Raw genomic sequence first — 20,528 nt, 5'->3', positions numbered from 1 at the left:
CCGGGTCAGGGCCTTGTTCGACCGGTCTTCGTCTCTCCTTGCCCGTTCTCGCCGATGTCATCGCTGGGCCGACGGTCGTGGCGCTGGGCGATGGCAGCGACGATTTCTCGGAACTTCTTCTCGGTCAGGGGGTAGGAGAACATGATGGCGATCGCGGGGATGGTGACTAGCGCTGGGACAGCCCCGGCCGCGATTCTGATCGAGGTGAGGGTGCCGTCGCTCTGGATGGCGGCGCCGGATTGGTAGCCTCCGAGGCCGATGATGTAGGCCGCGGCGGCCGCCCCGATGGCCTGTCCGAATTTGCGGCTGAGGGAGAGGACCGAGTAGGTGGCGCCTTCGGCGCGCACACCGGTCTTCCATTCCCCGTACTCGACGGTGTCGGCGACGAGCGCCCAGATCAGGGTGTTGATGGCGCCGATCCCGAGGCCCATGATGCCAAAGCCGACGATGGCGATCGCGGGGATGGAACCCGGCGCGACGGCCGTGATGAGGCCGCCCAGCACGGCGATGGCTCCGCCCGCGATGTAGGAGGTCCGCTTCCCGACCTTGCTCACCGTGGTGGGGATGACCAGGGTTGCGGCGAGCATGCCGACGACCTGAACGGCGACGAGGACGACGTAGAGGCCAGCGTTGTCGAGCACGTACCGGGCGTAGTAGATGGAGGTGGTCTCCAAGGCGAACATGCCGCACAGGAACAGGATGCTGGACAAGCCGAGCCGGAGCAGCGGCTTGTTCTTCTTCACCGTGTCCCATGCCTGGCGCAGGCTGGCCTTCTCGACATCGCGCTGCACGCGTTCTTTGGCGGTGGCGAAGGTGAACGCGTACAGCGCCATCCCGATCACCACGAGCACCAGGGTGAGGGTCGTCAGGGACTGCTGGAGGTCGTCGGAGGTCGCGATCTGCCGTGCGACGACGACTGCCAGGAGCAAGATGACCACGTTCGTGGCGAGGACCCTGGCGCTGGAGAGTTTGGAGCGTTCGTCGGGATCCTGGGTCATGGCGGTGGACAGGGAGCCGTAGGGGATGTTGACCAAGCCGTAGGCGAAGGAGAACAAGGCGTACGAGACGTACGCGTACACGAGTGCGCCGCCTTCGCTCAAACCGCCCGGCACGGAAAAGAGAGCGACGAGCAGGAGCAGCAGGGGCAGCGAAGCGAACAGCAGGTAGGGGCGGTACTTGCCCCACCGGGTGGACGTGCGGTCGACGATACGGCCGGCGATCACGTCGCCGATCCCGTCCCAGGCCCGTACGACGAGAAACAGGGTTCCCGCCGTGGTGGCGGAGATCCCGACGACGTCGGTGTAGTACAGGAGCAGGAACATCGACGCCATGGAGAACGCCAGGTTGTTCGCGAAGTCGCCGGCGCCGTAGCCGATGTACTGAAGGGGGCGCAGCTTGGCGGCCTGGGCGCCCTGCGGGCCGGTCATCGCTGCTCCTGCCAGCGTGAGCGCAGCTGCCACGCGCTGGTCTTGGGTCTGCGTTCGCGCGTGAACACGCCCTTCTTGTTGCCGTCGACACGCAGGACGCCCGGGGCGGTCGCGAAGTCGGCGAAGTTCCAGATCTGCTCGCCGACGACGGCCTCTACGCGGTCGAAGACCCGGTGATACATGGCGAGTACGTCTGCCTGGTAGCCCTCGGTCCACGGCGTGGGGACGATGGTGCGCAGCCCGATGATCGTGTCCGCACCGTATTCGGTCATGATGATCGGCTTGTCGTGCTTGCGCGTCCAGGCCAGGAGTTCGGCCTCCAGGTGCCGCTCGGCTGCCGCGAGGTCCGCCAGGTCCTTGTACCAGCCGTAGTAGCGGTTGAGCATGAGGACGTCGAACAGGTCGCAGACGACGTCGTTATCCGGGGTCGCGCTCATGAAGTTGGCGAAGCCCAGTGGGCGGGACGGGTCCAGTCGCCGGGCGTGGTCGACCAGCGGCTCGAAGTAGGAGCGGGAGGCGGCCGTGGTGGACTCCGGCTCGTTGGCGATGCTCCAGATGACCACGCTGGGATGGTTCTTGTCCCGCTCGATCATCTCCTGGACGGCCTGGCGGTGGACCTCCTGCGTGGCGGCGTTGACGGTGTCGTCGGAGAACGTGGAGAACACGGCTCCGGCGAGCGTCGCGCCGAGTTCGGCGTTGAGGCCGACGGCGGCGGTCTCGCCGATGACCACGATGCCGTGCCGGTCCGCGTACTCGAGTACTTCTTCCGCGTAGGGGTAGTGCGAGGTGCGGAAGGAGTTCGCGCCGAGCCACTCCAGCAGGGCGAAGTCGTGGACCATGAAGGCGTCGTCGTGCCCCTTGCCGCGTACGGGGCTGTCCTCGTGCTTGCCGAATCCGGTGAAGTAGAACGGCTCGCCGTTGATAAGGAACCGGCTCCCCTCGACCGCCACGGTGCGCACCCCCACCGGCAGTTCGTAGACGTCGGCCAGCTCTTCGCCGACGCCTCGTAGTTCGGCCCGGAGCTGGTAGAGGTAGCCCTCTCCCGGCCGCCAGGGGTGCACGTCCTCGACGGTGAGCTCTCCGGTGGGGCCGGCGGCCTGCGCGACCTCGGTGCCGTCGGCATCCCTGAGGACGACACGGACCTCGTGCTCCTCGTCGCCGACCGTGTGGATCCGGTAGTCGACGGTGCCTGTCGAGCCGGCCAGTCGGGTGGTGACGGTGATGTCGTCGATGTGCGTACGGGGGGTGGTGTAGAGCCAGACGCTGCGGTGCAGGCCGGCGTAGTTGAAGAAGTCGTGGAAGTAGCGCTGGCGCGGGCCGTCGGGGGTCTGCTCGACGTAGCCCGGCGGGATCGACTGCCACGTCAGGGTGTTGTCCACCACGACCGTCACCCGGTGTTCGGCACCCGGCTCGACCAGGTCGGTGAGGTCCGCCTCGAACGGCGTGTACCCGCCCTCGTGGGCCGCGACTTCGGTGTCGTCGAGCCAGACCACCGCCCGGTGGGTCGCGGAGTCGAAGCGCAGGACGATCCGCCGGTCCTCCCACCGGCTGGGGACCCGCACGACCTTCTGGTACCAGACGTCACCCACATGGTCGTGGACCGCCGGGTCGGGGAACAGGTCGTTGTAGCTGGCCGGTACGGGCGCCTCCCGCCTGCCGGGCAGGGCGCGGCGCCACCAGCCGTCGGTGCGTCCGACGCCGTCGGTGTCGACGGCGAACCGCCACAGGCCGTTGAGCGGGGTGCACTCCCGGGTGGGCGTGTCGCGGGGCCTGAGCATGGGCACTCCTCATGTCGTTGCGTCGGCACGGCGCGGCGTACGGAGGGCGGCCGCGCGGACGATCAGCTCCACGCACGCGTCCACGCTGAAGGCGGTGGCGTCGATCATGAGGTGGTACAGGGCCGGATCATCGCCGTCCGCGCCGTACGCCCTCCTGACGTACTCCCTGCGCGCCCAGTCGTTGGCCTTCACACGCCGCTCGGCAGTGGCACGGTCGACGGCTTCGGCCTCCATGACCCGCGCGATACGGGCCTGCCGCGGCCCGCCGAGGTACACGTGCAGCGCTTGCGGCACCTCGCGCAGCACGATCGCGCCGCCGCGCCCCAGCACCACCCCTCCGGACCGGGCGGCATCGGCCATGAACCGCCGGATGTCCGCCCGCATCGCCCCCTCCTCCAGGAGCCAGCGCTCCTGGGCGGGGCCGCCCGTCAGGCTGGGTGCCCGGGCCAGTGCCGCCAGCAGCCGCTGCCCGCGGCTGCGCGGGCGCTCATCGGCGGCGGCAACGACCTCCTGGGGAACGCCGGACTGCGCGGCGACCGACGCGGGGATGGCGCGATCGAGGAAAGCTACCCCAAGCCGCTGGGCCACCTCGGGCCCGATGACGACGCCGCCCGTTCCGTACAGCGCGGCCAGCGTCACCACGGCCGGAGAACGCTTCGGTCCCGCACCCGGGGGCTCAAGATCAGGCATACAAACCATTCTTCACGGTTACCGGCAGCATGCCATTCAGGCTGATTTCTGGCGCAACCAGTACCTTTGTGCTGTCCGGTGCTGCCGCTGCCGTCGTACGGGGGCCGACCATTGATCAAGACGTTGGTGCTGCTCGGTGCGACCGGTGACCTCGCCGGCCGGTTCCTGTTGCCCGCTCTTGCCGCACTCCGGGCCGCGGAACGACTTCCCGACGACTTCCGGGTCATCGCGGGCGCCCGGGAAGACCTGGACGACCCTGCCTTCCAGTGCTTCGTCGCCGAGCGGCTCGAACGCCACGCCCCGCACCTGCCGGACGCAGCCCGTGCGGACCTGATCCAGACCGTTCGCTACCGCCCGACCGACGTGACGGACCCCGCGAGCGTCAGCGGCCTGCTGTCCGGTATCCGGCAGCCGGTGGCGGTCTACCTGGCCCTGCCCCCCAGCCTCTACGCGCCGGTGGTGACCGCACTCGGGGCTGCCGGGCTCCCAGTGGGAAGCCGGATCGCGCTGGAGAAGCCGTTCGGTGAGAGCCTCGATGGCGCTCTGGCCCTGAACCGGCTGCTCACCGAGGTGATTGGCGCGGCCGGGGAACAGGCGGTGTTCCGCGTCGACCACGTCCTCGGGCTGGCGACCGTGCAGAACCTGCTCGCGCTGCGCCTGTCGAACCGGGTCCTGGAGCCGGTGTGGAACGGCCGGCACATCGAGCAGATCGACATCCTGTGGGAGGAGGACCTGGGCCTGGAGGGTCGGGCGGGATACTTCGACCGCTCCGGCACCCTGCGGGACGTAGTGCAGAACCACATGCTGCAGATCATGTCCCTCATCGCGATGGACCTGCCGGCGTCCCTCGACGAACACGCCTTGCGGGACCGCAAGGTCGACGTCCTACGCGCCGTGCGCATCCTGAGCCGCGACGACGTGGTGGCCCGGACCCGTCGCGCCCGCTACGGCGCCGGCCGGCTCTACGATCCGACGGGCGGGGCCGGGCGCGTCGTCTCCGCGTACCGGGACGAGGGCGGCGTCGACGCGGCTCGCGGCACCGAGACCTTCGCCGAGGTCGTGCTGGACCTGGCCAGTGAGCGGTGGGCGGGCACCCGATTCCTGCTCCGAGCCGGCAAGGCGCTGCGCCGCCGGCGCAAGCAGGTCACGGTCCGCTTCCGGCCGGCCGAGCACCCGTCGGCCCGAAGCGCTCCGGCCAATGAGCTGCGGATCGGCCTCGACGGTCCCGAGGACCTCGCCCTGCACCTGACCGGCGGTGCACCCCTCGACCCATCGTGCCCGGCGCCGGTCTCATTCGCCGCACCGCCTCCCGCAGCCGACCTGCCCGCATACGGCCGCGTCCTGCTCGATGTCCTGTCCGGCGGCAGTACGTTGTCCGTCCGCGGCGACGAGTCCGAAGCGGCCTGGCGCGTGATGATGCCCGTCCTGGATGCCTGGAGCGCGGGGCTGGTCCCGCTGGAGGAATATCCGGCAGGAAGCGCCGGCCCGCCCTGACACGTACTCGCCGCCACCGGTTGCTCAACCCTGGCGCCTTCGTCGCTTCGCCAGCCGGCACCCCATTCGGCGCAAGGCTCCGGCGGCGCGCGCCAGGCCGGGGAGGTGGAAGTCCTGCGGCGGTTCGGCCGCCCGCGGCTTGCCGGCGCCGGCTTGCTGGAGCACGGCGGACGCCTCCTGGGGGGCGACGCCGGCGAAGACCATGATGTCGAGGCAGAGGAACCGCACGCTGGCCGCAAGCGCTTCCCGCTCCATGTGCGGCGTCGGGGCGTCACCGGCCCCGCGGGCGACGGTGAAGGCACGGTCCACCGCACCCTGGCGGATCGTGCGGCTGCCCAGGTCGGTCGAGAGGTCGGCGACGGCGCTGGCCAGCTCCCGGACTGCCTGCGCGAGTTTGCCTTGCCGGGGTCGATCCGCGCTGATGGCGGTACGCATGAGCATCAGACAGCTGGATCCGAGCAACTGAACCTGGGCCGTTTCCTCGTTCGTTCGCATGGCCGCGGGGCGCCGGTAGCGCCAGATCAACGAGTGACCGGCGACCCGGGCGCCGGCCGGTCCGGCCCTGCCCACCTCGGCGAGGTGCTCCCGTACGCCGGTCATGCACCTGATCAGCCTTGCGTGCAGCTCCTCGTCGTACGTGCCGCGCTCGATCGCCTCGGCCGCCGTCCGAAGCCCCTCGACCATGGTCGCAAGCGCCGCCCGCTCCGCCCGGCGCACCAATGCCAGCGGCTCTGGGGGAAACAGCACCTGGGTGAACACCAGGGCGACCATTGCGCCGATCAGCGCATCGATCAGCCGGTTCACACCCGCCCCGCCATCGGCTGCGGCAATGGTGAGGATCGCCCCGGCTGCGGCCTGGACCCGCATGAGCCGGTTGCCCCCCAGCGTCTGGGCGATGACCAGTGCGACGAAGATGGCCAGCGCCAGGCTGTCCCACCCGCCGCCGAGGACCGCGACAACGAGTTCTCCGATCACGATGCCGATACACACCCCGGACACCAGCCGCAGGGCGTTGCGGCCCCGCTCGCCGCGCCCGAAGTTCAGGGCGACCACCGCGGCGATCGGAGCGAAGAACGGCGCATCGTGACCGCCCACCCGGACGGCGATCACCCAGGCCGCCGTGGCTGCCGCGGTCGCCTGTGCCAGGGGCCAGATCTCGGCGAGCCACGTCCGCAACGCTGCGGCTGTGCGCGAACGGGCCATCCGGTGGTCTCCTGGTTCAGGCGCTATGGCACGCTAAGGAGAAAAGGCTGCTTTCACCCCCAAAGCTATCCACTACCTGCTGTTCCTGGAGTGCCGATGCGTGTGGAGCAGGAGACCGATCCGATCGTGTACCACGGTGAGGGGCCGGTGTGGTCGCCGCGCTGGGGTGGTCTGCGCTGGGTCGACATGCTGGCCGGCGACGTCCTGTCCCTGGCGGACGACGGCACCGTCACCCGTCGCCATGTGGGCGATGTGGCCGCGGCATTGCGGCCCCGCCGCCAGGGTGGCGCGGTTCTCGGAGTCGAGCGGGGCTTTGCCCTGGAGGACGCCGACGGGACGCTGACGCACCTGCCCGCGCTGTGGGGCGACGCCCTCGGGCTACGGATGAACGAGGGCGGCTGCGATCCCGAAGGCCGCTTCTACTGCGGCTCGATGGCCTACGACAAGCGCCCAGGTGCCGGCACGCTGTACCGGCTGGCGCCCGACGGTTCCGTCGCCGTGGTCCTGACCGGGGCTACTGTCTCCAACGGCCTGGAGTGGAGCCCCGACGGCACCCTCGCCTACTACAACGACACGCCCACGCAGAGGATCGCCGTGTTCGACTACTGCCCCGAGGCGGGCTTGACCGGGAAGCGCACCTTCGTGGCCATTCCGGCGGAGGCCGGACGTCCGGACGGGCTGACCGTCGACTCACAGGGGGGCGTCTGGGTAGCCCTCAACAACGGCGGTGCGGTACGACGCTACTCGTCCGTGGCGGTGCTCGACGAGGTGGTCGAACTGCCGGCGAGGAAGGTCACCGCCTGTACCTTCGGCGGGCCCCGCCTGGACGAGTTGTTCATCACCACATCCCGGGAGGACCTCGAACCCACGGAGGACCCGCTGGCAGGTTCGCTGTTCCGGGCACGGGTCGGCGTCGCCGGGCTGCCCGTCCGCGAGTTCGCGGGCTAACCAGCGGTGTGCGCTGTGGCCGGCCGTCGAAAGTCGACGCACACCGCCTGCCGGATCGACGAGGCCGGGCCGATGCACCGCATGGCCGATCCGGCGAGGCCGTGGTGACTCTACGGGCGGCGTCTGCCCGCCCTTTTGCGGCGCTGCCTCGCCCGGGAGAGTCTGGAGAGGTGATTCGTCGGCGTGTGGCGGTTCGTACGCCCGGCGCGCCGCTGACGTCGCGCTCCGGGAGCGGTGCCCAGTCATCTGCCGGAGGTGGCGTCAAAGCTCCGATGGCGTATGTGGTCGCGGCGACCGTACCGGTCGTGCTGCTGGAGCTGACGATCGATGACCGCACGGTGCGGCTCATCCCTTTGCTGATCCTGCTTCCCGCGTTCCCGGCGGTGGTCGGCACGGTGCGACAGACCGCATATGCGGTGGGCTGGGTGCTGATCATCATCACCGCGGTTCTGCTGTACCGGCCCCTGCCCGCGTCGTACGACTACGGGATCGTCATGCTGCTGGCGGTCGTGCTCGGCGTGCTGTGCGTGGTGAGCTGCCACTGGCGGATCCGGAGGGAGCGGGAGCTGCTGAGGGTCAGGTCCACGGCGGTCGCTCTGCAACGGCAGATGCTGCGGCCCCTGCCGATCCTCACCGACCGGGTGATCGTCGACGGGGTGTACTTGCCGGTGGAGGCGGACAGGCTGGTCGGGGGAGATGTCTACGAGGTGGTGGCCTCGCCGTACGGCACGCGGCTGCTCTTCGGCGATGTCCAGGGCAAGGGCCTGCCCGCGATCGGAGCCGCCTTCGCCGTCCTCAGCGCTTTCCGTGAGGCCGCTCCGCGTGAGCCGACCCTCACCGCGCTCGTCGACTACCTCGAACAGGCCGTGGTCCGGCACAACGCCTTCGCCCAGCAGACTGGCGAGCCCGAACGCTTCGTCACTGCCCTCGTCTTGTGCATTGACACCTCGACCCAGACACAGGCCGTCAACTGCGGCCACCCTCCACCCCACCTGTTGAAGGCCGGACCGGTCGCTCCCGTGCCGCTCGGCGACCCTGGTGTGCCGCTGGGTCTGGCGGATCTCGCTTCCGAACCCAGAACCGTCGCGTGGTTCCCCTTCCCCCGGGACGCCACCTTGATCAGCTGCAGCGACGGTGTCACCGAAGCCCGCAACGCCGCCGGAGCCTTCTACCCCCTTGCAGAACGCCTGGAGGCCCTGGCGCACATCTCCTCCTGGCGAGTCGCCGACTACCTGGCCGAAGACCTCAGCCGCCACACCGCAGGAGAACACCGGGACGACATCACCGCACTCGTGGTCCGCAGAACAGCACCCGACAGCGATTCCACGCGAGCACCGGACCCGGCTTGGAGGTACCCGCAATGACGAACGCCGCCCCTCCCGCACCGATCGTGGTCGGCACCGACGGCTCTCCAGCCTCCGGCCCGGCCCTGCGCTTCGCCCTTCAGGAGTCACAGCTGCGCGGGACCGGCCTCCGCGCCGTATGCGCGTACGACTTCACCACCAGGTACAGCGGTCTCGAGTGGTTCGCCGCCTCCGGATTCCACGATCTGGATACGCAGCTGCGCGACATCACCCTGGAAGCGGTCACCAAGGCAGTGGAGGAGGCACGGGAGCAGGTCGGCGGCGAGCCGGTGGAGGTCGACCTCAAGGTCGAGCCGGGCCGCCCGTCGCAGGTCCTCCTGGACGCGAGCGCGGACGCCTGCCTCCTGGTGGTCGGCAGCCGGGGCGCGGGCGCATGGGGGCGCCTCACCCTCGGCTCCACCAGCACCGAAGTCGTGCACAACGCCCACTTGCCCGTCGTCGTCGTGCCCGGCGGGCAGCCGGACCGGCCGTCGTGAATGACTCGGTCACCACCGCGCCGACACGACTGGACGGCTACGCGGAGCTACGGGACTACGCGGCGATCGGGGACGGCCGCTGTGTCGCGCTCGTCGCCCTCGACGGAGCCGTGTGCTGGCTGAGCTGGCCGGACCTGGACTCACCGACCCTGTTCGCCGCCGTTCTCGACCAGGCCCGTGGCGGCAGCTTTCGCCTGCGGCCCGACGTGCCGTGCACCGTGGCGCGCCGCTATCTTCCCGGCACCAATGTGCTGGAGACGACCTTCGCCACCGCAGCCGGGACCGTCCGGGTAACCGACGCCCTGACGCTCCCCGACACCGCCTCGCTGGTTCCCGGGCGGGAGCTGGTCCGGCGGATCGAGGGCCTGTCGGGCCGCGTCCCGATGAGTTGGAGCGTTCAGCCGCGCTTCGGCTACGGCGCCCGGGTGCCGATCGTGGCGCGCAGAGCGGGGGTACCGGTGGCCGTCTGTGGCGCCGAAGCGGTCGCCGTCTGTGCCTGGGACGCCGGCAACCCGCAGTGCACGGCCGACTCTGTCACCGCCCGGTTCCGAGCCGAATCCGGTGCCCGGGCGCTGATCGCGTTGCCGTACGCATACCAAGAACCGCTGGTGCTCCCCACCCGTGCCGAGTGCGAGGTCCGCCTGGACCACACCGCTGCCACTTGGCGGCAGTGGTCGGACGATCGCACCTACACCGGACCGTGGCGTGACGCCGTTCTGCGCAGCGCCCTCGCCCTCAAGCTCCTGGTCTTCGCCCCCTCCGGCGCGGTCGCCGCTGCCGCGACCTGCTCGCTGCCGGAGGAGCTGGGTGGGGAACGCAACTGGGACTACCGCTTCAGCTGGATCCGCGACTCCGCATTCACCCTGGACGCCTTCCTCAAGCTGGGCTGCGCGCCGGAAGCGACCAGCTACCTGTGGTGGCTCATGCACGCCTCCCAGCTCACTCACCCCCACCTGAACGTCCTGTACCGCCTCAACGGTGGCACGCACGCACCCGAGGAGTCCCTGCCCCTGTCGGGCTATCGAGGCTCGACGCCTGTACGTCTGGGCAACGCAGCCGCAGGCCAGGTCCAGCTGGACACCTACGGGGAGCTGCTGCAGACCGCGTGGCTCTACACCATCGCGGGCCATCGACTCGATGCCGACATCGCCCGCCGACTAGCCGAGACCGCCGACTTCATCTGCACCATCTGGCAACAGCCCGACGCGGGTATCTGGGAGGTCCGCAGCTCCCCGGAACACTTCACCCAGTCCAAGATGATGTGCTGGATTGCCCTCGACCGCGCCGTGGACCTGGCCAGGCGGCAGCTGATCCCGGACCGGCACACGGCCCGATGGCAGCGCGAACGACAGGCCGTCGCCGAATTCGTCGAAACTCGCTGCTTCAGCGAGCGGCTCAACAGCTACGTGCGCTCCGCCGGCAGCGACGACCTGGACGCAAGCCTCTTGCTCGGCCTGCTGCACGGCTACCGCCCGCCAGACGACCGACGCCTCCGCGGCACCGTCTCCGCCGTCCAGGAGACCCTCCGCGAGGGCCCCTACGTCAGCCGCTACCTCGGCTCCGACGGCGTCCCTGGCCGTGAGGGTGCGTTCCTCGCGTGCTCCTTCTGGCTGGCCGAAGCCCTCGCGAGATGCGGCCGCATCGACGAAGCCGTGTCCCTCATGGACCAGCTTGTGGATCTCGGCAATGGGGTCGGCCTCTACAGTGAAGAGATCGACCCCACCACGGGCGCCTTCCTCGGCAACATGCCCCAGGGCCTGTCCCACCTGGCCCTGATCAGCGCCGCCTGCGCGATCGGGGAGGCCACACGATGAGCATCTGGGCCGCGCTGGCGGGCGGCTTCGTCGGCACCCTGGTCCTCACCACGGGCCTGCGGGCAGCCAACACCTTCAACGTCACCCGCATCGATCTGCCGTTCCTCCTGGGCACCGCCTTCACCAGCGACCGGACCCGTGCCAAGGCCCTCGGCTACGGCGCACACTTCGTCAACGGTCTGATCTTCGCCCTGCTCTACTACGCGGTCTTCGCCGCCATCGACTACAGCAGCTGGTGGCTGGGCACCGCCTTCGGCCTCGTCCACGGCCTTTTCGCCGCCACCGCACTGGTCAACATCCTGCTGCCCCTCGTCCACCCGCGCATGGGCTCACCCCAGACGAGCGCGCCCGATGTCGCCCTGCTCGAACCACCCGGCTTCCTCATGCTCAACTACGGACGGGGCACACCCATCGTCACCCTCGCCGCGCACCTCGCCTACGGCACCATCGTGGGAGGGTTCATCGCCTGGCCAGGCTGACCACCCTGACTGGTATCGCCCAGGGGCGGCGCGCGTGTCCCGGCGGACCGTACGCGGGCCCGGTAGCGTGGAATCAGGACCAAGAACCCGCACAAAAAATGAAGCCTGGCATCGCGGTCACGGCGGAAAGGTCCTCGTGCCACATACCCATGAAGCGGCACCCAGCGACCCGCATTCGGAGCCGACTGGTAGCGGACCGGACATGCGCGGGCCACGGCTGGCATCGGTTGTGGTGTTCGTCCACGACCACGACGCATCGGCGGACTTCTACCGAGAGCTGCTGAACATGGAGGTCACCGTTCGCACCGCCACCGCCGCGCTGCTCGTGGGCCGAGGCGGCTTCCAGGTGTACCTACGCGCCGTCGGCCCCCACGCCGCCCACCCGGTGGGCCACGTCGGGGCGCAGTACGTCATCTGGACAGCAGACGGCCCCGACGACTTCCAGCGGTGCGAGCGCGTACTCAGGGCCCGCTCCGACCACGTCTCCACCAGGGAAGGTGAGGGATTCACCCTCATCGAGGGCCGGGATCCCAGCGGTCTGCCGGTGCTGGTGGCCTATCCAGGGCCCGACGAAGTGGCGCGGCTCGAGATCATCACTCGCTACTACGTGTGACCGGGAGGAAGTCGAGTACCCAGCTCACGAGGAGGTCCTTCCATGGCTCGCAGAAGGACGGTACACGTGCGCCGCGTCTACGAGGATCCGGCGCAGAGTGACGGCGTGAGAGTGCTGGTCGACCGGGTCTGGCCCCGGGGGATGACCAAGGACAAGGCTCATCTCGACGAGTGGTGCAAGCAGGTCGCCCCGTCCACGGAACTGCGCAAGTGGTACAGCCACGACCCAGAGCGTTTCACCGAATTCAGCCGTCGCTACCGGACCGAGCTGAAAGATCCCGAACACGCAGACGCTCTGGCGCACCTGCGCGACCTCGCCGGAGACCGGCCTTTGACGCTGCTCACCGCAACGAAGCATCCGGAGATCAGTGAAGCCGAGGTGCTTGCCGAGATGCTCCGAAGCTGAGTATCGGGGGGAAGGGCACCTGGATGCACTCACCGCCTCACTGCGCTGGCGCGCAGGGGCATCGTGTTTCTCAGGCAGGCATGCGGAAATCAGTCGATAATGGATGTGATCGACTCCCGCGGTGATCTCGCATCTTGGAGCTGCTTATGAATGATCAGCTGCCGCAGATGAACGGTCCCCCGCCCGTGGCGGGGCTGGTCGGGGAAAGCCTCCTACCCGTCACGGACGAGATCGAGTGGGCGGCCGTGTCTCCACGGCAGATCACCCCCGAGGAGTGGCAGCGGTTCGAACGCCACCTCAAGGAGATCTTCGAAGCACTGGGTCTGGACGTAGGATCAGCGGCCACGGCAGACACCCCCCGCCGCTTCCTGCGCGCGCTCTTCGACGCCACAAGCGGGTACGAAGGCGACGAAAAGCTGGTCACCGCCTTCGAGACCGAATGCCATGGTGGGTCGGACTGCCGGATCAGTCAGATCGTCGAAGGACCGATCCCGTTCTTCGCCCTCTGTGAGCACCACGCTCTGCCGTTCTTCGGCAAAGCGTATGTCGGCTACATCGCACACGAGCACATCCTCGGGCTATCGAAGCTGACCCGGTTGGTACGGCTGTTCGCCCGCCGCTTTTCGGTGCAAGAACGCATCGGCCACCAACTCGCCGAATCTTTGCAGCAAATCATGCTGCCGCATGGCGTCGCAGTCCATTTGGAAGCGGTCCATCTGTGCACCCAGATGCGCGGGGTACGCGAGATCGAGTCCAGCACCCGCACCACCCACTGGCGGGGCACCTACGATGAGGATCCGCACCTGCGCGGCGAATTCTTCGCGTTGTGCGGCCAACGCGGCCTGGCCGGACATGGCTGAAGACAGCACCGCACCCCCCGCCGGCGGCACGCACCCAGGTTCATTGGATCCCTTGGACCTGCTGTACGAGGAGGCAGGGCAATCCAGCTTCGGCCTGCCTAGGTCGCTCGCCACGGCGTACGGCGGCGATCTGGGCTTCAGCCCGCCGTGCGTGTACGCCAACTTCGTCACCTCCCTCGACGGAGTGGTCGCCCTCGGCCCCGAATACCGATCCTCCGGCTCGGCGATCAGCGGGCGTGAACCCGCGGACCGCTTCGTCATGGGACTGCTGCGCGCATGCGCCGACGCGGTACTCATCGGAGCCGGCACGTTGCGAGCCACACCCCGCCACCTGTGGACGCCCGGCCACGTCTGCCCTCAAGCCGCACCCGACTTCGCCGAGCTACGGCGCAGCCTGGGACGCGCCCCCCAGCCGCAACTAGTCGTGGTCACAGCGAGCGGAGATCTGCCCACCGAGCATCCAGCGCTGCAGTCGGGCGCGCTCGTGGCCACTACCCAGGTCGGCGCCAGCCGACTGGAGGGACGGCTGCCGCCAACATGCGCGATACTCACCGCGGTCGAAGGATCGGCCCTCAGAATGGCCGACGTCCTCGCGGCTCTCCGCGTCCTGGGACACACCGCGGTGCTCACCGAAGGTGGACCGCAGCTCATCGGTCACCTTCTCGGCGAGGGCCTGCTTGATGAGCTGTTCCTCACGGCGTCCCCAGTGCTGGCCGGCCGGGCCGACACACCCCGTCCCGGAGTCGTCTCCGGGCTCGAACTGCTGCCGAACCGGCCGGCGTGGACGGACCTGGTCAGCGCCCGGCGACGGGGCTCATACCTGTTCCTGCGCTACCGACTTCGGGTACCACGCGGCGAGCCACTGGCCAATTGACCCAGGCGAGGTGCGACCCGCACGTTTGACTGCACGATGGATAACCTCCCGATCATACAGCCTCCCGGCCTCGCACGTGCCGCGTATCAACGCTCTGCTCGATGTGGCCACGTGCGAGAGCCGGAGTGACGATCCGGTCACCTGCCCGACGCTGGACGCTACCCGCGCGGAACAATGCCCCCCGACGGAGCGAAGGCCCTGACCCTCGTGGAGAGATCAAGGAACACACAAACTTGACAGGGAAGACCAGGACGTCGCGCACGTCCTCACGGGGCAGGACCGCCCCCACGGCGATTCCGGGGCCCGGTTGTGAGCGCCGGGCAGGTCCTTGGCGCAGGCGATGGTGGCCCGGACCCGGCCGTCGAGGAGGTGCTCGTCGGCGCGGCGCGTGAAGGCCCCCTTGCCGCCGATCTCGTGGAGCGGGCCGCGGTGCGCGTCGCCCTCGGAGGTGATCCTCACGGTGTCGAGGGTGATGTCCGGGTACCGGGCGCGGAAGGCCAGGGCGAAGCGGCCGGTCTGTTCCATGGCCATGGGGCTGGGCCGGGTGCCGAGCCGGACGGTCTGGGTCGCGAGGGTGGTCATGACGGGTACGGGCCTCCGGTCTGGGCGGGGCGGTCGGCGGCGTCGAGCCGCGGGGAACGGCTTGGAGGGGCGCAGCCGCCGGGGCGTCCATCGAGCGGACTCGCCACGCCCGCTCCCCGGCCCAGCCACGCCCCGCCGCGTCCCTTCACCTGCCCAACGGAGCACGGGGTGCGTGTGTAACGGGTCCGGATTCCCCGGACCGGGCCCGGAAGGCCCGAGGCCCGGGGCCGATCACGGGTCAGAGGCCCATGTCGCCCTCGACGTTGGCGACCATCGTGCGCAACACCTTGAGCGCGGCCGCGTACTCCTCGTCGCTGACGCCCTGGTGGACCGCGGCGCGCACCTCGGTGACCAGCCCGCGCAGCCGCAGCCGGGCAGCCTTCCCGGCGCGGCATCTCGGTGACGCCATGGCCAGGATCGACGTCACCCAGCCGCAGTACTGGGTGCTCAACTGCGTGAACGGCGGGACCGTCGCACCGAGCCGTGAGGACGTGGTCACCCAGCTGACGCCCCTCGCGGACGGGCCGCGCGAGATCGCCCGGGTCATCGACCAGTTGCTTCACCGCGGTTTGGCTCCGGCTCGACGCCGGGCGGCGCCTGCATCTCACGGGGGTGACGGCCGCGTGGGAGCGCGAGCGGGGGAGCCGTCGATCAGATGGCCGGGACCGTGGCCGTCGGCGTGTTCCAGCCGGAGACCCGCACCTGCGGGGCGGAGCCGCGCAGGTCCGCGGTGCGGTAGGTGGCCGTCAGGGTCGCCGACTCACCCGGCCACAGGCTGACCTGGTTGTCGCTCCACCGGACCGGCAGCACCGGAGCTCCCTGTGCTCCCACGAGGTGCACGTCCGTGAGCAAGGAAGGCGTGGTGCGCGTGCCCGTGTGGCGTACGGTCACCGTCGTCGTGGACGTCCCCGCACCGTCCTCCGTCGTCGAGGCGGCCGCCGTGACCGGCGCCTGCTTCATCGAGTTCAGCCCCCGCAGGTCGGCGTAGGAAGTGGTCGGCGTGTAGTACCAGTCGCTGTTCTCGTAGTCGAGGACGTCCGCCCGGGTGGAGAGCCAGTAGACGTTCCGGCTCACCTCGCGCCCGGCGCCGTCGGTCAGCAGCAGCCGGGCCAGATAGGTGGTGGACAGGCCGGGCACCGACGCCGGGACCGTGAGCGCGGTGCTGCTCGCGCCGCCGCCCGCGACGCTCAGGCCGGTCACCGTCCGGTCGTACCGCTGCGTGCCGTCCGGGTCGAAGAGCGTCACCCGCGCCGTCAGGCCGGAGGCCGTGGCGTTCCGGTTGTTGACGACCGACACCGAGCGGTTGTCGTACCCGTACTGGACGTGCAGCGGCTCGTTCGCCTTCTTCGCACCGAAGTAGGCGCCGCCCTGGTCGAGGAAGCGGTCCACCAGCTGCCACTGCAGGGAGGTCCAGCCGCTGTTGAACATCCAGTAGATGACTCCGGTCGACGGCTCGGAGGCGTCCTTGGCGTTGCGCGCGTAGGCCTCGAACTGTGCGCGCACGTTCTCGTACTGGGCGAGCTGCGCCTTGCGTACGTAGTCGTCGAGGCCGGTCGGGGAGCCGTAGCGGCCGGCCAGCGCGGCGTCGTACAGCCTCAGGGTGGCGAAGGTGCGCGAAGGGGAGCGGTGGTACTGGGCGGCGGACGGGTCCTTCCAGAGGGTCTCCAGCTCGGCCGGTGACATCATGCGGCGCAGCGTGTCGAGCGTCGGGACGTCCGGACCGGCGCTGGTCTCGGAGTTGAAGCCGGTGGCGCCGCCCTCCCGCTTCTCGTACCAGTAACCGGGCGGCACCCAGTCGTACGGGCCCGTCATCTTCATACCGGAGCGCCCGGTGATCGGGGCGGAGGTGTTGGAGGCCGCAGGGACCACCGGGGCCGTCCAGTCGGCGGCCCGCAGCGCGTCGACGTAGCCCCGCTCGATCTCCTCGTTCGGCGCGAAGTCACTGCCGATCAGGAAGGAGATCACGCTGGGGTGGTGGCGGAGCCGGGCGGCCTCGGCGGCCATGGAGGCCCGGGCGACGGGGTAGTCGGGATCATCCCATTCCTCCCCAGCCTCGGTTCCGTTGACCTCGCCCTCCCACTTGCTGCAGCACTCCCAGCCGGGCAGCGTCAGGATCCCGTACCGGTCGGCGAGGTCGAAGAACTCGTCGGGCTCGATGTGCCCTTCCAGGCGGAGGGTGTTCAGGCCCAGGTCGAGGGCGTACTCGAGCCGGTCCTCCACGTAGGTGCGGTCCCAGCGCAGGAACTGGTCGGGGGACCAGCCGGCCCCCTTGATCAGCAAAGGGCGGCCGTTGATCCGGTACTGCCGGTCGCCGTCCGCGTTGAGCGGCGCCTGCACGTCGCGGATGCCGAAGGACTGGTGAGCGGTGTCGGAGGGTGCGGCGTCCACCGTCGCGGTCAGGTCGAGGCCGTACAGGGGCTGTTCGCCCATCGCGGCGGGCCACCAGATGCGCGGCGCGGTCAGGCGGAGCGCGGGGTGGTCGGCCGGGGAGAAGACCACCGTCTTCATCTCGTTCGGGGCCAGGGTGACGTTGCGGCTGACGGCGACCGGAACCTCGGTGCCGGAGACCGTGCCGGAGACCGTGCCGGAGACCGTGGCGGTGACGGTGGCGGCCGAATCGTTGCGCACCTGGGCCTTGACGGTCAGGTCGGCGGAGGCCATCGAGGGCATGGCCAGGGACGTCACCACGTGCGCGTCGCGCAGGGCGACCGGCCCGCCGCGGCGCACCCTGACGTCACGGACGACGCCCATGTTCTCGTCGGGTGGCGGCTGGAGCCAGTCCAGCCAGCTCATGGTGAGCTGCTTGCGAGGATCGTTGGGCTGGATCCGGAAGGCGACCGTATTGGTGCCTTCCTTGATCAGGCCGGTCACGTCGAACTCGTGCCGGGTGTACGCGCCGGCCACGTCGGCGGCGGTGGCGACCCGGTGGCCGTTCACGAAGACGTCGGCGGCGGAGATCACCCCGCTGAAGTCCAGGTAGGTGCGGGTCGCCGTGTCGGTGACGGTGAAGTCGGAGCGGTACCACCAGGGCGCGTCGAAGTCGGCGGCCGCGATCCGCTGCTGCCGGGTGGAGTAGAAGGGGTCGGGGTACACCCCGGCGGCGAGCAGCGCCGCGAGGACGGTGGAGCGTGCGCCGGCCGGATACCAGCCGGTCGCCGGGTAGCCGGGGCTGGAGACGACGGCCGCGGAGTCGGTGACCTCCTCCGTCGACCGGATGGCGTAGCCGGCCAGGGCCGTCGTGCTGCCCGGGGCAGGGTCGACCGCGGTGACCGTGGTGACCTGCGGACCCGCTCCGGCCCCGGGGGCCGGAGCCGCGGCAGCCGTCTGCGGAACGCGAACGGCAACGGGAACGGGCACCGGAGCGGCCAGGGACGGGCCTGCGGCGAGGGTGAGGACCAGACCGAGGCCGGCGAGGCCGGGGCGGTGGAACACGGGGCCTCCCGCGGGCCGGGGGAGAGGGATCTGGTGGGACTCCCCTGGGGTATACCGGGATTCGGCCCGGCGTGCGCGGACGCCACGCCAGATGTGGTCCGACTGCGCCGGCGAAGTGCGGATCGGACCGGGGTCCACGTCGAGGACGCGGACCCCGGTCACCCGTTGACGGCGAAGGGCCCGTCGGAGGCGAAGGCCAGCGAGGCGAAGCGCTCGCCCATGCGACGGTGCGTCGCGGCGTCCGGGTGGAGCTGGTCGGGCAGCGGCAGCTCGGCGAAGTCCGCCTCGCCGTAGAGGGCCCGGCCGTCCAGGTAGTGCAGGTGGGGGTCCTCGGCCGCGCGCTGCCGCACGATACGGACGAGTTCGTCCCGGATGATGCCCAGGGTCAGCTTTCCGGCCGCCCGTTCCGCGGGGTCGCCCGCGGCCAGGAAGCGGATCCTGCCCTCTTTCAGCTCCTCGAAGTCGGGGGCGCTGGGGCCGGGCGTGTCCTCGTGGATGGGGCAGAGGATGGGCGAGACGACCAGGAGGGGCACGGTGGGGTGGCCTTCGCGGACGGTGTCGAGGAAGCCGTGCACCGCCGGGCCGAAGGCGCGCAGCCGCATCAGGTCGGTGTTGACGAGGTTGATCCCGATCTTGATGCTGATCAGGTCGGCGGGGGTATCGCGCAGCGCGCGTGCGGTGAACGGATCGAGCAGGGCGCTGCCGCCCAGGCCGAGGTTGGTCAGTTCCGCACCGCCCAGCAAGCCGGCAAGGGCGGGCCAGGTCGTGCTGGGGCTCGCGGCGTCAGAGCCGTGGCTGATCGAGCTGCCGTGGTGGACCCACCGAGGCCGGCCCCGGTCCGGCACGGGTTCGACGGGGGCATCGGTGCGCAGGGCGATCAGCTCGGTCGTCTCGTTGTACGGCAGCCAGATCTCGACGTCCTTGACACGGTCGGGGAGTCCGGCAAACCGGACGGTGCCGACCGGGCCGGGACGCGTCTCCGCAGATCCGGTGGCCATGTCCACCGTCAGCAGATTGCCGCCGGTCACACCGGCCTGCCCGGCCAGGTGTCCGTCGACGAGGAGGTCGTAGACGCCGTCGGGGCGGGGCGGGGCGCCCCGGTAGGCCCGCTTGGTGCGCAGCGCGTCCAGCTCGATGACGGTGGCGCGGGTGCGCAGGACCACGCGTACGCCGGAGGGCTGGGCCTCCGCCATGGCCAGTTGGCCGTCGGCGCACTGGGCGCGGGCCCGGGCGGGCAGCCGGTGCGGCAGCACGCCGTGTGCCGTGAGCTCCAGATCGAGGGCGCCGCGCAGGATGTCGGGGGTGATGGGTGTGGTGATCCCGTCGGATGCTGTGCGGGGTGCGGTGCTCATGGTTCCAGCCTGTTGTTCTGAGTTGTCGGACCGGGGCGGCCGGCGGGCGCGGGCCAGTTCCGCAGCAGGGCGTCGAGGGCGTCGAGGACCCGCGACCAGGACTCCTGCGCGTCGGGGGCGCTGTGGCTGAAGCTCCCGCCCAGCTCCAGGCTGACGTAGCCGTGGAAGACGCTGCCCAGGAGCCGGACGGCGTGGGTCTGGTCGGGTTCCTTCAGGTCGTAGCCGCGCAGGATCGCCCGGGTCATCTGCGCGTGCCTGACGCCCGCGCTGGCGGCCGCGTCCTCCGGGCTGAGCCTCAGCTGGGCTGCGGCGTAGCGGCCGGGGTGCTCCCGGGCGTAGTCGCGGTAGACGTTCGCGAACGCGGTCAGGGCGTCCTTGCCGGCCCGCCCCGCGAGTGCCGCGGCGACCCGGTCGGCGAGTTCCTCCAGGGCGAGGAGTGCGATCCGGGTCTTGAGATCCTGGGAGTTCTTCACGTGCGAGTACAGGCTCGCCACCTTGACGTCGAAGCGCCGGGCCAGGGCCGAGACGGTCACCTGGTCGAAGCCCACCTCGTCGGCGAGTTCCGCCCCCGCCCGGGTCAGCCGTTCCGTGGTCAGCCCCACGCGCACCATAACCATCCTCCCGTTCACCTATAGCCATTATTAATCTACCTAAAGACTTTAGGCAAATGTCATGATGTCATGACGAGAAGTTGCCCGGCAGCCACGCCGCAGCGCGGGCGCGCCCGCAGGGATGGT

Annotated in this window: 18 protein-coding genes and 1 pseudogene; 11 read left to right on the top strand and 8 right to left on the bottom strand. The window is 70.1% G+C overall.

All coding sequences use genetic code 11. From position 1 onward, the window contains the following. Positions 1-5: 5 nt before the first annotated feature. Genes RIU97_RS00615 through RIU97_RS00605 form a run of 3 tightly spaced genes read right to left on the bottom strand, consistent with a single transcriptional unit; the run spans position 6 to position 3,895 of the window. Positions 6-1,427 carry a glycoside-pentoside-hexuronide (GPH):cation symporter gene (locus RIU97_RS00615; protein WP_404952741.1) on the bottom strand — a complete coding sequence of 474 codons (1,422 nt, stop codon included), beginning with the start codon at positions 1,425-1,427 and terminating at the stop codon, positions 6-8. After that, positions 1,424-3,205 (bottom strand): beta-glucuronidase, encoded by a 1,782-nt coding sequence (uidA, locus tag RIU97_RS00610; RefSeq protein WP_404952740.1) that lies wholly within the window; start codon positions 3,203-3,205, stop codon positions 1,424-1,426. Before uidA ends, RIU97_RS00615 begins: the two co-directional genes overlap by 4 nt. 9 nt (positions 3,206-3,214) lie before the next feature. Next, positions 3,215-3,895, bottom strand: coding sequence for an AAA family ATPase (locus RIU97_RS00605; RefSeq protein WP_404952739.1), 681 nt, complete (start codon positions 3,893-3,895; stop codon positions 3,215-3,217). Between the two features lie 111 nt (positions 3,896-4,006). On the opposite strand from RIU97_RS00605, the gene RIU97_RS00600 reads away from it, so the two are divergent. Further along, positions 4,007-5,389 carry a glucose-6-phosphate dehydrogenase gene (locus tag RIU97_RS00600; protein WP_404952738.1) on the top strand — a complete coding sequence of 461 codons (1,383 nt, stop codon included), beginning with the start codon at positions 4,007-4,009 and terminating at the stop codon, positions 5,387-5,389. A 24-nt stretch (positions 5,390-5,413) separates the two neighbouring features. Here RIU97_RS00600 and RIU97_RS00595 read toward each other — a convergent pair whose 3' ends face one another. Then, entirely contained in the window at positions 5,414-6,592 is a 1,179-nt protein-coding gene (locus RIU97_RS00595) for an FUSC family protein (protein ID WP_404952737.1), read from the bottom strand. 96 nt (positions 6,593-6,688) lie between these two features. On the opposite strand from RIU97_RS00595, the gene RIU97_RS00590 reads away from it, so the two are divergent. The 9 genes from RIU97_RS00590 to RIU97_RS00550 all read left to right on the top strand — a co-directional run bounded on the left by RIU97_RS00590 (position 6,689) and on the right by RIU97_RS00550 (position 14,425). After that, a complete protein-coding gene (locus tag RIU97_RS00590) occupies positions 6,689-7,540 on the top strand; it encodes an SMP-30/gluconolactonase/LRE family protein (protein WP_404952736.1) in 852 nt (283 codons plus the stop codon). Positions 7,541-7,812: 272 nt separating this feature from the next. Beyond that, the gene (locus RIU97_RS00585; RefSeq protein ID WP_404952735.1) at positions 7,813-8,904 is read left to right on the top strand and encodes a PP2C family protein-serine/threonine phosphatase; all 1,092 of its coding nucleotides are present in this window, start codon (positions 7,813-7,815) and stop codon (positions 8,902-8,904) included. Further along, the gene (locus tag RIU97_RS00580) at positions 8,901-9,380 is read left to right on the top strand and encodes a universal stress protein (protein WP_404952734.1); all 480 of its coding nucleotides are present in this window, start codon (positions 8,901-8,903) and stop codon (positions 9,378-9,380) included. The genes RIU97_RS00585 and RIU97_RS00580 overlap by 4 nt, the downstream gene beginning before the upstream one ends. Beyond that, a complete protein-coding gene (locus RIU97_RS00575) occupies positions 9,377-11,194 on the top strand; it encodes a glycoside hydrolase family 15 protein (RefSeq protein WP_404952733.1) in 1,818 nt (605 codons plus the stop codon). Before RIU97_RS00580 ends, RIU97_RS00575 begins: the two co-directional genes overlap by 4 nt. Then, positions 11,191-11,673, top strand: a complete 483-nt coding sequence (locus RIU97_RS00570; protein WP_404952732.1) for a hypothetical protein — start codon at positions 11,191-11,193, stop codon at positions 11,671-11,673. Before RIU97_RS00575 ends, RIU97_RS00570 begins: the two co-directional genes overlap by 4 nt. A gap of 202 nt (positions 11,674-11,875) precedes the next feature. After that, positions 11,876-12,286 carry a VOC family protein gene (locus tag RIU97_RS00565; RefSeq protein ID WP_404952731.1) on the top strand — a complete coding sequence of 137 codons (411 nt, stop codon included), beginning with the start codon at positions 11,876-11,878 and terminating at the stop codon, positions 12,284-12,286. A 42-nt stretch (positions 12,287-12,328) separates the two neighbouring features. After that, entirely contained in the window at positions 12,329-12,691 is a 363-nt protein-coding gene (locus RIU97_RS00560) for a DUF488 domain-containing protein (RefSeq protein WP_404952730.1), read from the top strand. Between the two features lie 146 nt (positions 12,692-12,837). Then, the gene (gene folE, locus RIU97_RS00555) at positions 12,838-13,551 is read left to right on the top strand and encodes a GTP cyclohydrolase I (RefSeq protein WP_404952729.1); all 714 of its coding nucleotides are present in this window, start codon (positions 12,838-12,840) and stop codon (positions 13,549-13,551) included. A 52-nt stretch (positions 13,552-13,603) separates the two neighbouring features. Beyond that, on the top strand, positions 13,604-14,425 hold the full coding sequence (locus RIU97_RS00550) for a RibD family protein (RefSeq protein ID WP_404952728.1): 822 nt from the start codon (positions 13,604-13,606) through the stop codon (positions 14,423-14,425). Positions 14,426-14,641: 216 nt separating this feature from the next. On the opposite strand, the gene RIU97_RS00545 is transcribed toward RIU97_RS00550, so the two are convergent. Beyond that, positions 14,642-15,007 carry a hypothetical protein gene (locus tag RIU97_RS00545; protein WP_404952727.1) on the bottom strand — a complete coding sequence of 122 codons (366 nt, stop codon included), beginning with the start codon at positions 15,005-15,007 and terminating at the stop codon, positions 14,642-14,644. Positions 15,008-15,255: 248 nt separating this feature from the next. Here RIU97_RS00545 and RIU97_RS00540 point away from each other — a divergent pair. After that, a pseudogene (locus RIU97_RS00540) lies at positions 15,256-15,616 on the top strand (hypothetical protein); the annotation flags it as partial. 42 nt (positions 15,617-15,658) lie between these two features. On the opposite strand, the gene RIU97_RS00535 reads toward RIU97_RS00540, so the two are convergent. The 3 genes from RIU97_RS00535 to RIU97_RS00525 form a co-directional block, all read right to left on the bottom strand. Beyond that, the gene (locus RIU97_RS00535) at positions 15,659-18,439 is read right to left on the bottom strand and encodes a glycosyl hydrolase 2 galactose-binding domain-containing protein (protein ID WP_404952726.1); all 2,781 of its coding nucleotides are present in this window, start codon (positions 18,437-18,439) and stop codon (positions 15,659-15,661) included. A gap of 158 nt (positions 18,440-18,597) precedes the next feature. Continuing rightward, the gene (locus RIU97_RS00530; protein WP_404952725.1) at positions 18,598-19,791 is read right to left on the bottom strand and encodes a GDSL-type esterase/lipase family protein; all 1,194 of its coding nucleotides are present in this window, start codon (positions 19,789-19,791) and stop codon (positions 18,598-18,600) included. Then, positions 19,788-20,402, bottom strand: a complete 615-nt coding sequence (locus RIU97_RS00525) for a TetR/AcrR family transcriptional regulator (protein ID WP_404962712.1) — start codon at positions 20,400-20,402, stop codon at positions 19,788-19,790. The genes RIU97_RS00530 and RIU97_RS00525 overlap by 4 nt, the downstream gene beginning before the upstream one ends. Positions 20,403-20,528: the final 126 nt, after the last annotated feature.

It is taken from the genome of Streptomyces sp. 147326, assembly GCF_045000215.1.
Classification (GTDB): Bacteria; Actinomycetota; Actinomycetes; order Streptomycetales; family Streptomycetaceae; genus Streptomyces.
The sequence above is the reverse complement of the archived record's forward strand: the minus strand, read 5'-3'. Positions and strand labels throughout refer to the sequence as shown.